This is a genomic window from Nitrosospira sp. NpAV, from assembly GCF_000832065.1.
Lineage (GTDB): Bacteria > Pseudomonadota > Gammaproteobacteria > Burkholderiales > Nitrosomonadaceae > Nitrosospira.
The window spans coordinates 270,277-283,176 of the sequence record NZ_JXQM01000003.1; the positions used below are offsets into that span (position 1 = coordinate 270,277).

A 12,900-nucleotide genomic window follows, 5' to 3' on the forward strand; every position below is an offset into this window, starting at 1 on the left:
ATCCAGGATACTCAAAATGCGGTATCAGGTTCTGACCGAAATGCTGTAGGGGCCTGTGCCGCTTGGGCTGTAATGCCTGATCTGGGCAAAATATACGCCAGGCGCGAGATTGGCGGCAATCCTCGAGTTGGTTCCGGGACCGCTATCATCATCCTGGGCGATTAATGTGGTCTGGTTACCGGGACCCAATAATGTCAGGAAGCAGTCGGTGTTGCCGGCAGTCTCGATGGTATGGGTGCCGGGGCTAGTGACTGTGAACGTATACATATCCCTCTCATTTGCAGCAGCGATCGTTCCCTGTACTGCGGGACCGTTCACCTGAATGGTTGGGATAATGGGTTGTGCTGCCGATCCCCTCACCGAGATACTATAATTTCCGACTGATGTGCCGCTGTAGTGCCGCACCCGCACATAATAAGTACCGGCCGACAAGTTTCTTTCAATCCGTGAATTCGTCGCCGCTCCGCTATCATCGTCTTCGGTAATAAGTACCGCCATATCGTTGGGGCCGTACAGCCCCACTACGACATCCGTCGAGCCCTGAGTTTCAACGACATAACTACCCGCCGCGGACACCACAAAACTATATGCATCAACCTCTCCCGCCTGGCCTATCGAAGCGGAAGCAGCGGGCGCATCGATAGTAAGTGGAACGGCCTCCGGAGATACCGCCTCCTCATTATCATAAGTGTAATCGAGCGCATGATGATCGAGAACGCTCCTGGGAGTTGGCGGCGACGTTTCATTGTCCCAGGGGGGCATCGGATCATCCAGGCCATGACCTGCCACAACTCCGGGAGTGCCGCTGGGCGGCAAGTAATTTTCCGTAGGGTTTTCCCTCTGCCATTCGGCCCACAGCCGGTCGATATTGCAATGGTGCAGCCAGAACACGGGGTCATTGGGAGACGACATGGCCATCATCGACCCACCCACCCACATATGTCCCGGGTTGTGAATTACCGCTTCCAGCCGGTTGCGAAAACTTGTGCTCGTGCTGCTATTTGAGTTCCACGGTGATGAATCATAGGGAACCACATTCTTGGCGGCGTCCACTGCCGACTGCGTCGGCAGTGATCCCATTGCGCCAAATGCGCGCGTAAGAAAAGTGATGGTGTCGCCCGGATCAAGGACCGTAAGAGTCCATTCTCCGGTCGAGAAGGCAAAGGGACCGGTGGTAACCTGCCGGCTGGCGCCCGCTCCATTGCCACCCATGAAGTTCGCAGCCCAAAGCGAGGCTCCGGCCGTCCTGTCGACTGTCCAGTCCCAATAGGGGATGGAGACACTTGGGTCGATCTGCTGGAGCGCGAGCTCAAAGCGGCGGAGATACTCCCGGTGCCACGGCAAAAAAGCTGGGCCGCGATGCGCGGGATCATTGGGGCTGGCCATAAAGGCGGCGCGATGCTGAGCGACGAATACGTCGTAGTCGCCATTTGCCTTCAGCGCTTTCACCGCTGCGACGAACGCCGCTTTTTCGGAGGTTGTCAGGCTGGACTGATTTTTTCGGATTCCCATGTTAATCCCCCGCTTCTCTGTAATCGATAATCTTCTTGGCTAAATCAGCCGGCGAAGGTTGGGGGTCGAAGGCGAAGCCAGATGCAATATATGCTCCGCCCGCATCGCGCACGGTGAAGATTCGCTCTCCATCGATGTACAGCTCGGACCCGTCCGCACCGGCTTCGGCCTCACTGATCCCTGCGGTGGCTCTCGCGGTAGAGGCTTCTGCTCCGGTTCGAAGGACAACCTCCCGGCCCTTATAGGTTTCACGTTGCTCCGCCATTTTTCCTCCCTCGCAAATATGCATTCCCAGCATCGAAAGCCCGGTATGAGCTTGTTAATTTCAATATAGCCCATCTCATGAGAAATACCAGGAAAGTTGATACGCCGAATTGCGCCAGCCCAAACCCAATGTACCCGGAAGTATTCCAAGAAGTACTGCGCCATTATAGTTTCCGGAAAGGGAACCGTATGTGGAAAAATATGCGCGACACTCTTGTCATGCTCCCTTGGAGCGTGACGGCTATTCGTACGCTCACAGGCATGTCCGGGAAACCGGGCAGAGATCCAAACTTCCGTTGGCTGACCGGGGGCGTCAACATTCTTTACCTGCGCAACTGGCGAGACGCCATCAGGAGGAGTACGTTATCCAAGTGCTTGCGGTGGATCGTTCGGAGAGTTGTTTTTCAATGGAAACGCTTAGGGGGAGACGATCCTGGCGATCGATGATCAAGATGTATTCATGGACGGAACACATGGAACGACTTTGCTGCACTCTTTGCATCTGCAGCAACGTTGTTCGTCAAGCAGAGAACATCCTGAATGGGTATAGTCGTGTAATTCGCACCTGCCTTGCTTTTCCCATTCCTGCATGTCAGCCGGCGCGACAGCTGCCAGGCCTGCTTCCGTGCCGATAAGGATTATGTTTTGTCTGCGGGCTGACCAATTTGCGGCAAGGGTTCTATATTCTGACGATCAATCTCGCCTTATAACACCAAGCGAAATCCTGTAGCGGATACTACGACCGTTCCCACAAGAGAAAACACAAGCGTCCAAAATAGAAATCGGCCTACCTTTCCTGTTTCCAGGCCATCATTGCCATCCTCAGGCTCCTTGTCCTTCTCTTCTTCTTTCATTTCTTGATCTCCTTTACCAAAATTCCACACCACGGCGATGAACGCCAGGGTTTTGCTGAAGCCCGCCCCAGTGTACCGCAACTGGAGCCTGATGCAATTCTCATGAGGAAGATGCAAGGGAATTTATAACGGGTTTTTCAGGCTCCGGAAAAACACCTGCCCACGCGATGCCATCGCTGCCAATGGTGCCGCGGTACATGCCGCCGGTGTTGAAACGCAGCGCATAATTGCCTTGAGCATCCAACACGATCAAACCGCCATCGCCGCCAATGGCGGCGATTTCCGCAAGCGTGTTATCGGCTGCATCGGCAATGGGTGTGTGTAGCAAACGCACCTGTGCTGCCGTATTGAACGCGGCGGCAGTGCGGATGAAAATTTCTCCGGTACCAGTCGCGGATACAGCAACCGAGCGATTATCCGCGTAGGTTCCGGCGCCGATGATGGGCGAATCCCCCACTCGCCCAAAACGTTTGTTCGTGAGCCCGCCAGTCGATGTACCGGCAGCAAGATTGCCGTAGCGATCCAGTGCCACAGCACCGACCGTTCCGCGCTTTTCATCCTTGCTAAGCGTTGGTGTACCCGGCCCAACATCGTGATCGCGCAGTACCTGTTCTTTAGCGATAGCTTTTTGCAACTGATCCCAGCGATACTGTGTGTAGAAATAGGAGGGATCGACGATCTCCAGACCCTGTTCGGCGGCAAAGATTTCGGCACCATGGCCCATGAGCATCACGTGCGCGCTTTTCGTCATCACAGCGTGCGCCGCACGGATCGGGTTGCGGATCGTGGTAACCGCGGCAACTGCGCCAGCCATGCGCGTGGAACCATCCATGATGGACGCGTCCAGTTCATTGCGGCCAGCATGGCTGAACACTGAACCTCTGCCAGCATTGAACAAGGGTGAATCCTCCATCACTACAATTGCCGCAGTGACGGCATCGATACTGCTGCCGCCGGCTTCAAGCACTGCATAGCCAGCGGTCAGCGATTGCGCAAGCGCCTGCATATAAGCCCGCTCGTGTTCCATTTTCAGCTTGTTGCGCTTGATGGTACCGGCGCCGCCGTGAATCACCAATCGGATGGGTGAATTATCTGCCGTAGTTATGCTCGTTTGCATGGTCATGGACAGCGAAACCAAAGGATGGAGAATGCATGTATCGTAATACCTTCGGGTGGATTAATGAGTCCGAACCGGGTATTTTTTTACGTGAATATCCTGACTTCGGGTTTTCAATCTGCGACCAACGTTTGCAACACGGCCAGCCCGATACTTCTTGTGCAACTCCACATGGGACAAGGCTTGGAAGGCGGTGTGGTATGTTGTGGGCCAAGATAGCCTGATTCCAACGGATAGTTCCGACTGTTACCATGAACAGTCGGGAGCATCCAATGAAGACCAAGAAACTTATCCGCTGGAATTCTAGGCTGATCCGCGAGCAGGAACGTGCCGTGATCGTCTATCGACTGGGGAAAAAACTCACAATTTGGTGCTTTATCCGATGATAACAACTGTCCCCAGCCCGACAGCTTATCTCAAGCTTTATTTTCCTGCCAAAGATTGGCATTTATCAATAAATGCTTGCCGGTCGGCTTCGTTGGCGAAAGTTGGAAGTATCGATTGCATTCCTGCGCCAGAACAGTTTGTTGAATTTGCTTCAGGTCCCCCGCCACCGCCACCACCACAACTAATCAAGGTACCACTAAGAACAATGACAAATGCAATATATTTAGAACTCATTAAACTCTTCCTCTTTAAAAATCATCAATATGGCGCGGATTCAAGTCCGACGCGCAAGAACTGGTGGCTTGGTTGCTGGGTATAGCTCACCGGCACTTCGAAGGATACCTCATAAAGAGTTCTAAATCCCAGCACTTTGCGTAGTCGGTGGTTGAACCGCCCTACAAGGATCACGGTCACTTTGTTTTGAACAGAGGCAACTAATCAATCGAGTCTGACCCTATTGATTACAGAAACAGAAAAACCACAAAGAGATCCAGCCTCTTTGTGGTTCAATATCGGATTCAGGTTAAGCGGACTTGCGGCGGTATGCCACCCAGCCAATTAAACCCAAGCCCGCCAGTAGCATGGCATAGGTCTCGGGCTCCGGAATGGGTGCTACCGAACCGCCAATTCCAAATTCGCCTCCCAATGCACCGTTCAATGCGCTGATACCGATACTGTTCAATACTATTGAACGGAGTTTGTTTTCGTCAGCTTCGGTATATGAAAATGAGCCATAAATAGAGCCAGACATCAGGTCGTTGTATATGCTCAGGTCGTTTCCAGTTGCAGTTGCGCGCACTTCAGGCAATGGTGAAGTGATGTCAAACAGAGAATAATCCAGAGGGCCAGGGCCAACAATATCCCAGGAATTCAGGGTCAGCGAAGCGGAAAGAACCGAGCCCGTTACATTCGAAAGGTCAAAGGTAAAGAAATTATTGAAATTGGCGTCACTACCACAGCACCCTCGGGCCACACCAGCAATGTAATTGGTATTGATTTGTTTGTGAGCGCCTTCACTGTTCCACCAGCCGCTTGAGGATGTGGCGACAAAAAAATTCCCGGCCGTAGTCGTGATATTCAACCCATTGTCAGGGCTGTCATTGCTATCACCTTCGAAACCGCTGCTACCAAAAACGAAACGCTCGGCATAAGCAGGCGAAGAAAGGATTACGCCAATGAGTATAATAGATGCAGCCTTGTTGAGTTCCATCATGAACCTCCAAAGGGTAAGAATTCAACATACCTGCCTGTTTAATCTGACCCGCTCAAGCGTTCAACACAGATCATTTTCAGGAGCTAGAATTCTGGACACTTGACATCGTTGGTCCCTGCGGCAGGAATTTCTCTATTACGTTTCTCAAGAGAGGATCTCCCACTGACTAGCTAAATTCAGTATAGAGTAATGATTGGCAGGCGATATAGACTGAACGGACTACTCGCTGGGTATCCTGCGCTTCTTATCCTCAGATGGCCATAGTTTTGGTGACATGGGAATATAATATAACCTCTGTCCGCGCAATCGGAGCGTTGCCGCACAGCAAAAAAAACCGCCGGTGCAAGGACTGATTTGAGCCAATCTTTCCGGCCATGTAATCCACTTAAGAGATTATCATGAAATATCTTCTACTCTTGTTAACCTTGGTATGCGGCTCGGCCCATGCCACCAACATTTGGTATGCCTTGTTTGTCAATGAAGGCGACGTTAAACCCAATTATTTCTACCTTACCAATACGCATAGCGATGTCTGCGAACTTCCCTGGTTTGTGGCAAAAATGGAATCGAGTGAAGGGAAGATACTAAATAAAGAGCCCATTTGCTGGTCCATCGGATGGGAAACCCTTCCCAATATCAAGTTTCCAAAAAATAATGAAGTCTTTTTAAATGTTTCTGGCTTCACCATCGTTCCGGGAGCCCTGAAAGAATGGAAGCCTATAGTAGATGCTTCAAGGGGAGCGTATGACAAACTCAATGCGCTAAAAACCCCGGAAGAACGGGACCGAGACTATGTGACGAACCGGAGAACCAGAACCGACTGGTTCCAGTTCTCCTCACAAAACCCGGATGATGCCAAACGTCTTTCTGGATTGGCCAATCCTCGGCCTTGAAGGTTGGACTGGAGAAATTCCTGCCTGATTCCTGGCTTGGCGCTGTGTAGCGGTATGAAAGTGGCGAAGTGCCCAAGCTAAAAATAGAAATAATCGACAACACATACACGAGGTCAGGTTTTGTTATTGCCATGAGCTGCATGCCCAGTGTTATGACGATAATTCCTCTGATAATGTTGCTGTTGCCGTCAAGTTAATAACTATGTTTGGACGTGATGGGACAACAAAACCTGCAAGCGTTTATTCATGCGAGTTTTATGGATTTCTTTGGTACTTAGGACATTTCATTGGAGCGACGTCTATTGAATAGTTCCGTCAACTCCAGTCATAGATTTATATGAATTAATGGAGGAATTAATAAAGTAATGCAGATACGGGATACCCCCATTGATGGAGGTGCCGGAAAACGTAGCTATGCAGCGGTTGCAGCAGGGGGAAGATTTTCCCCCTTAAAATAAAAAACTACAAAAAGAAAATGGCAACAATCGGGAATGAACATCAGATGCTAAATACATACTTCTTCACGTGGTTTTCATAGATTGATTTTCTGAATTTAAGAATTTTATATTAAGTATCTACGTAAAGTAGCCAATATCTATATGAATGGCGAATTCCTTCGGATTACTTCGCCACTAAGCTTTAGGCTATGCGGTTATCCATTTATAGTACTTTAATATTGATCGCGCCGGCGTACCCATTCCATCGGAAACTTGAAGTTATCCTCATCGCGTCCTTTGGGAACGAGGTCGAGAAATTGGTAGGCGCCATTAAGCATGTCGATGCCACGAGAATAACAGGAATATGTGTGGAACATCTCGCTCTTTTCGTTTTTATAGAACACGCTGATTCCTTCTTTTTCCGACGATGTATTGGGTCGAATCGCGTAGTTATAATATGCCTTACCTTCGGCAATCTCTTCGGGTGTAAACGACACGCGATAATCGAAATTGAAATCGCTCCCATATGATGAAACCCATGGAAAACTCCAATTCATACGTTCCTTGTAAGCGATAATCTCCGCTAATGGTGCGCGTGAAACAGCGGTAAATGTTACATCGCGGTGATTGAGATGGATCGGAATTCCATTGAAATTATCGGCCCAGAAAGAACATGATTTACATCCTTCCTCCCAATCGGGAGCTAACATGAAGTGATAAATAATCAACTGGGAACGTCCATCAAAAAGATCAGCAAGTGAAAGAGTCCCATGCGACCCCTCAAATTGATAAGATTTTTCCACACGTTCCCAAGGCAATGCCATTCGGCGTTGCGTCAGTAGATCACGTTGATGCGTGAATTCCTTTTCGGCGGCAAGCAATTCAATACGTGCTTTCAACCATTCGTCGTGCGAAACAACCGGATTTTTCATGTTTATCTCCTGTTTTTTTAAAAACAATATAACGCAACTTTTAGGTTGCATTTTACATGCATAACCTATAATATGCAACTTATGGGTTGCCCTTTAAAGTTACAAGGAGATGTTTATGAGTAATTACATTGAAAAACATATTGAATTGAACGCTCCAATTTCTAAAGTCTGGCATGCTTTGACTGACTATAAAAAGTTCGGAGAATGGTTTGGGGTTAATCTGCAAAATCCCTTTATTGAAGGAAAGGAATCAGAGGGAAACATCACTAACCCTGCTTGCCTCAAAGCTGCGCGTGCGGCGAATAACGGAGAAGAGTCGGAAGAAAACTTACATAACCTTGAAAATGGACCGCTTAAGTTTAAGATTTCGGTACAAAAAATTGAACCCGAGCATTATTTTTCTTACACATGGCATCCATATGCAATTGATATAGGCTACGACTACTCTAAAGAAATTCCAACGCTTGTAGAGTTTAAGTTGAAACAAATTCCTGGCGGTACACTTCTTACAGTCACTGAATCCGGTTTCGATAAGATTCCTAGTAATCGTAGAGAAGCCGCTTTTCGTATGAATGATGGCGGATGGACTGAACAAATGAAACGCATTGAACGATATGTTTCCTAGAAACGCTGAAAACGACATCGCGAAATTACAAAACTATGCGTCGGTCTTCGCAGCGCTGGGCGACGAAACCAGATTGTCTTTAGTTTCTAGGCTTACGAGTGGTCGTTCACATTCAATCTCACAATTAGCAGAAGGCTCAAAAATAACCCGGCAAGCTGTTACAAAACACTTACGGGTATTGGAAGGGGTTGGCTTGGCACACTCGACTCGGAATGGCCGCGAGCAGTTGTATCATTTAGACTTGCGGCCATTCAAAGATATTGAGGAGTACTTGAGATTTGTATCGGAGCAATGGGATGAGGCATTGTCCAGATTGAAATCATTTGTGGAAGATGAAAGAAAATAAGTTATAGCTTAATTACTTGTACGCAGTTAGTTTAACGGCTCGCCTGAATCGCAAAAGGTCTGCACGCTGGAGGCGCCGGGTAGATTGTTCCAGTTCGCTTTGAACAAGAAAAAGGCCAAAAACCCTGTTTTAACTCGGTTTTTGGCCTTCTTTGGACTTCCTTGAATCATCAATTGGGCGGCGTCAATTGAATAATCCTCTGAAATGCCCGTTAATACTGGGTTGTGTTCGTTCGAAGAAGTACAGTTACCGTCAAAGTAACCGCCATGTTATTGGTCCTACCTATGGAAACTTCGACTTGATCTCCGAGGAAAATATTGGACCATGTTTTGATTTAATGAATTCTCAATGTGACACTAAGGATAGGTTTGCTACTTTTGCCACAGTGAGAAATGCGAGAAGGAGGCGGTGGCTGATAGTGCCATTAGCGGTCATTGGATACCGATGACATAACGTGATGCGGAATTGGCATGATGTCCGATATATTGATATATAGTGGTGTCAACTATTCTTACCAGAAACGGTCCCCTCTCTAGCGCCACTTTTGGTGCTGCATGTCATTATGGGTCAAGATTAATTTTCATCTTTCTCGAATCAACTATTTTTAGTAGATGACTTCCCAGCATTATCATTTCAACGGCTTCCTCGGCTTCTATCGAAACAGCCCGATGACTATGAGGGTTTTTATACGACCCTATTGCTCCCGCGAATAGATGAGCTAATGCTTCTTGTTCTGCTTTTGGGGAATCTTTATCTGACAAGGGTCCATTCGGAGGAGCAAATGCCTTTCGCATTAAGTCGGTACCAACTTCTTCTGGCTTGAATCCTCCTGCACTTCTTACGGATACTTCTACTTCCTTGAAGGTTTGAAAAACTGCCGTATCATAGTCACCGCGTAAAAAAGTAGCCCAAACTTTCTGTGAAATTAAGGGGTGAAGTTGCTTTTTTGGTAAGAGATTTGATTTGATGTAGGCGTCTATGCTATCGGGTTGAGTGGCTTTTGCGCCGCGGCGGGTGAGAAAGTACCAGTCACCCGCTTTAGGTGCAATAAATCCTTCTCGCTCTAGCCACAGCCACCCTTCCATGAGAACTTCGGCAATTTTCTCATGATACGATTCTGGGTACTCCTCGTAGGTGTGGCGAAGACCAAAATTATGTCTATTAAGCTGAGTTTTTTCCGACTGACTAAGGGAGTGTATGTAAGTGAGAATGACTCCAGCTACCTCTTCTGGCTCTAAGGCTAATAAATTTTTGGCTTCTGGAACTAATGAGATTATTGATACTGCCATGTCCTTCCTATTGTATTGGAAATGAGCTAGCCGTCGAGTTCCTGGAGCGCGGTTTTGGCAGTCTTCGGATTCATAAGAATGTCGGCGTACTTTGCGAGTTCCTTAAGTATTTCCGCGGCTTCAGCGTACGTCATAGTAGTATCAGTGCTTCTTAGGCCCTCGTTTTCCAGCCAGACTGGTACTGTAGCGTTAGCCAACATTTGCCCATTTTCAATCCTAGACTCAACATGTTTCATCTGGTTATACAGAGCGTTGAGTCGCTCTTCAACTGAGCCGTCATTCTTTCTAAATACTGTCCCCTCCCAGGCGGCCGCAAGCAAAGCGAAGGCATGCCAGGCTTGACCAAGAAAACATTCCCAATGAAAAAGCGCTTCTGCATACCGCATTGGCGCGGCGCCATCCTTGCAGAGGAAATCATATGTGCTTTGGCGGGCAAGGTTGTATTCAGAGAAAGCGTACTGTGCGCGACGCAAGAAGTTGTATGCGTAAGCGTTCATCTGCGGCGCAAACGATCCCGTAAATGCGGAGTTCAGGAAGAAATTAGCGATCCAGTATGGGGATTCCTTTGCCCAGGTCGACATGTCTGGAATGTCGGCCTGGATAAAGGTAGAGACACCGGGAGCTATGTGCCGATCGAGAATGTATGTAGAAAAGTTGATGCTCATCTTTAACAATCGCTTTAATACACGGCAATCCAAGGTATCCTAACTCATGCGTAGGCCGCGGTAAAATGTTATGTTAAAATCGATGCGGATTCACGGATAGATTTTTTGCCATGTATCATGGTATGTGAAACAAATGTTCCAGGATATGCTCCTCGGTATCCCTCTGTAATACTCGCAGTTCGCCTGGTGTAACGCATAGGAGTATCCGTGAATCCTACTCCCTAGCCTTCTTCTGAAGTATGTCGAATCTGAAACAATTGCAAGATGCGACATCGCTCCGCCAACTGGCCAAGCTGCTAAATATTCAGTTTGGGATGCTTTCGTATCTATTGTTCAAAAAACCGAAATCAAAGCTTTACAAAAAATTTGATATCCCAAAGAGACACGGCGGGATGCGTGAAATTCACGCTCCTGAGCGCGATCTCAAACTGCTTCAATATCGCCTATCTGTACTTCTTCAAAAATGCGCTGACGAGATCAAAGCGTCGCATGGGCACGTCGAAGATGAAAAACACTGGGGTATCGCACATGGCTTTAAGCGCCATCATTCAATAATGACTAATGGGCGAGCGCATACGGCGCGACGCTTCGTCTTCAACGTCGACTTGCATGATTTCTTTGGTAGCTTGAATTTTGGTCGCGTCCGGGGCTTCTTCATAAAGGACAAAAATTTTAAGCTGCATGAAAGCGTTGCAACAGGAATCGCACAAATTGCTTGCTATGAGAATAAACTGCCTCAAGGGAGTCCTTGTTCGCCGGTGATGTCCAATCTCATCGGTCACACTATGGACATTCCTCTCGCTCAACTTGCGGCGAGTGAAGGCGTGACTTATACGCGATATGCAGACGATCTGACTTTCAGCACAAATAATTCAAGCTTTCCTGAAAAAATCGCATACAAGTCTGGTAATCACACTTGGGAGCTTGGTCGTCAACTTCTGCGAATTGTCCAAAGGAGCGGGTTCAGTTTTAACGATAAAAAAACAAGGATGCAGCTTCAAGATTCGCGCCAAGAGGTCACTGGCCTAACCGTTAATCGGAAAGTAAACGTCACCGCAACTTATCGCTACACTGTTCGCTCGATGGCGAATGCTCTTTTTAATACAGGCAATTTTGAGTTCATCTATAAAAAATTGGATGACAGCGGAGTAGAACAGGTCTACAGGTCGAAAGGCAAGCCAAAGCAGTTAATTGGAATGCTCTCATACATCGATCAAGTTGACCAATTTAACCGGAAGCTCTGGGTGGAAAATGGGCTGGAGCCTGATCCTACTCTAGGGCGGATCAAGTTGTTCAGAAGGGTTCTTTACTTCGATAAATTTTATGCCTTAAATCAGCCTCTTATAGTCTGCGAAGGTGTCACGGACAATGTATATTTGCGTTGCGCCATCAAAAGTCTTGCCGCCCTCTATCCCAAGATTGTCGCCGCTGGCGCGCCCCCTAAGCCGATGGTTGGGTTTCTAAAATATGCGGATAGAAGAACTAGCGAGATAACTCAGCTGACGGGAGGGGTGGGGGGAATATGCAAGCTGCTAAAGAACTATCATGAGGATTTGGGAACGAGATTTAGAGCGCCCGCACCAAAACATCCCGTTATCGTACTTATCGACAACGACGGTGGAGCAGACTCAGTTTATGGTGCAATAGCTGGAATTACAAAGAAGCCAAAGCCGAACAAAAAAGCTTCATCTATTCATGTTACTGGCAATCTCTACGTGGTGCCAACTCCTCAATTGCCAGGCTTGTCAAAAACAGCTATCGAAGATTTTTTTGATGCGCCAACGTTGGCAACAGTGGTGAATGGCAGAACATTCAGCAAAGAAAATAATTACGATGGATCAAAGCATTATGGCAAGGCCACCTTTGCACATGAAGTTGTAGCAAAGAATGCGAATGTTATCGACTTTAAGAACTTCGCGCCACTCCTCGAGCGAATAGTCGCTGTAATCGACGCCTACGGGGCGAAACTCAAAGCGAAATAGAGATTTTTGTCGAGTGGTCCGGAAATGTCTGTGCTCTGCCTTTCCATGCATCGATTTTTACAACGGCTGAAGTTCAGCCTCCTACCCCACACAGCGGCTATTCGCGCGAGAATCCCCAAGACCGTCAATGCAGTGGGTATGCCAGAGGATGAAGCGCCGCGCAAATGAAAGCCTCCTGAATCTTCCCCTGCAATCTCAGCCAAAGCGCCTGCAAACGCGACAGAAAGCGCAAATACAAGGCGCGTATTGCCCGCGACAACGCACATCATGGGGTCAGGTCTTGCTATTTGCCATCCGCTGTATGGCCAGCATCATGACGGGAACTCTCTCTGATAATATTGCTGTTACCGTCAAGTTACCGTCAGATTGTAATAATCATATTAG

Annotated in this window: 14 protein-coding genes; 4 read left to right on the plus strand and 10 right to left on the minus strand. The window is 48.0% G+C overall.

The window, feature by feature from the left end; all coding sequences use genetic code 11:
- Positions 1-24 precede the first annotated feature (24 nt).
- The 6 genes from SQ11_RS03650 to SQ11_RS17475 form a co-directional block, all read right to left on the minus strand.
- Positions 25-1,512, minus strand: coding sequence for a DVUA0089 family protein (locus SQ11_RS03650; protein WP_041512757.1), 1,488 nt, complete (start codon positions 1,510-1,512; stop codon positions 25-27).
- Position 1,513: 1 nt separating this feature from the next.
- Complete coding sequence (locus SQ11_RS03655) at positions 1,514-1,777, minus strand: hypothetical protein (protein ID WP_041512758.1); 264 nt, start codon at positions 1,775-1,777, stop codon at positions 1,514-1,516.
- 703 nt (positions 1,778-2,480) lie between these two features.
- Complete coding sequence (locus SQ11_RS17150; RefSeq protein ID WP_156972397.1) at positions 2,481-2,630, minus strand: hypothetical protein; 150 nt, start codon at positions 2,628-2,630, stop codon at positions 2,481-2,483.
- A 100-nt stretch (positions 2,631-2,730) separates the two neighbouring features.
- Positions 2,731-3,747, minus strand: coding sequence for an isoaspartyl peptidase/L-asparaginase family protein (locus SQ11_RS03670; protein ID WP_198140784.1), 1,017 nt, complete (start codon positions 3,745-3,747; stop codon positions 2,731-2,733).
- 423 nt (positions 3,748-4,170) lie between these two features.
- A complete protein-coding gene (locus tag SQ11_RS16675) occupies positions 4,171-4,368 on the minus strand; it encodes a hypothetical protein (RefSeq protein ID WP_084226711.1) in 198 nt (65 codons plus the stop codon).
- Between the two features lie 289 nt (positions 4,369-4,657).
- Positions 4,658-5,347, minus strand: coding sequence for an FxDxF family PEP-CTERM protein (locus SQ11_RS17475; RefSeq protein ID WP_198140785.1), 690 nt, complete (start codon positions 5,345-5,347; stop codon positions 4,658-4,660).
- A 398-nt stretch (positions 5,348-5,745) separates the two neighbouring features.
- On the opposite strand from SQ11_RS17475, the gene SQ11_RS03680 reads away from it, so the two are divergent.
- The gene (locus tag SQ11_RS03680) at positions 5,746-6,240 is read left to right on the plus strand and encodes a hypothetical protein (protein WP_041512762.1); all 495 of its coding nucleotides are present in this window, start codon (positions 5,746-5,748) and stop codon (positions 6,238-6,240) included.
- 670 nt (positions 6,241-6,910) lie between these two features.
- On the opposite strand, the gene SQ11_RS03685 is transcribed toward SQ11_RS03680, so the two are convergent.
- A complete protein-coding gene (locus tag SQ11_RS03685; protein ID WP_041512763.1) occupies positions 6,911-7,609 on the minus strand; it encodes a thioredoxin family protein in 699 nt (232 codons plus the stop codon).
- Positions 7,610-7,724: 115 nt separating this feature from the next.
- On the opposite strand from SQ11_RS03685, the gene SQ11_RS03690 reads away from it, so the two are divergent.
- Both SQ11_RS03690 and SQ11_RS03695 read left to right on the plus strand, forming a co-directional pair.
- Positions 7,725-8,234 carry an SRPBCC family protein gene (locus SQ11_RS03690; protein WP_041512764.1) on the plus strand — a complete coding sequence of 170 codons (510 nt, stop codon included), beginning with the start codon at positions 7,725-7,727 and terminating at the stop codon, positions 8,232-8,234.
- Positions 8,224-8,580 (plus strand): helix-turn-helix transcriptional regulator, encoded by a 357-nt coding sequence (locus tag SQ11_RS03695; RefSeq protein WP_041512765.1) that lies wholly within the window; start codon positions 8,224-8,226, stop codon positions 8,578-8,580. Before SQ11_RS03690 ends, SQ11_RS03695 begins: the two co-directional genes overlap by 11 nt.
- Before the next feature lie 560 nt (positions 8,581-9,140).
- Here SQ11_RS03695 and SQ11_RS03700 read toward each other — a convergent pair.
- Positions 9,141-9,869, minus strand: coding sequence for a TIGR02391 family protein (locus SQ11_RS03700; protein ID WP_041512766.1), 729 nt, complete (start codon positions 9,867-9,869; stop codon positions 9,141-9,143).
- A 26-nt stretch (positions 9,870-9,895) separates the two neighbouring features.
- Positions 9,896-10,534, minus strand: a complete 639-nt coding sequence (locus tag SQ11_RS03705; protein WP_041512767.1) for a hypothetical protein — start codon at positions 10,532-10,534, stop codon at positions 9,896-9,898.
- Between the two features lie 239 nt (positions 10,535-10,773).
- Here SQ11_RS03705 and SQ11_RS03710 point away from each other — a divergent pair, with 239 nt between their 5' ends.
- Positions 10,774-12,516 carry a retron Ec67 family RNA-directed DNA polymerase/endonuclease gene (locus tag SQ11_RS03710; RefSeq protein ID WP_041512768.1) on the plus strand — a complete coding sequence of 581 codons (1,743 nt, stop codon included), beginning with the start codon at positions 10,774-10,776 and terminating at the stop codon, positions 12,514-12,516.
- Here the strand turns inward: SQ11_RS03710 and SQ11_RS16680 are convergent.
- Positions 12,489-12,785, minus strand: a complete 297-nt coding sequence (locus SQ11_RS16680) for a DUF927 domain-containing protein (RefSeq protein WP_084226712.1) — start codon at positions 12,783-12,785, stop codon at positions 12,489-12,491. The two genes, SQ11_RS03710 and SQ11_RS16680, sit on opposite strands and share 28 nt — an antisense overlap.
- Positions 12,786-12,900: the final 115 nt, after the last annotated feature.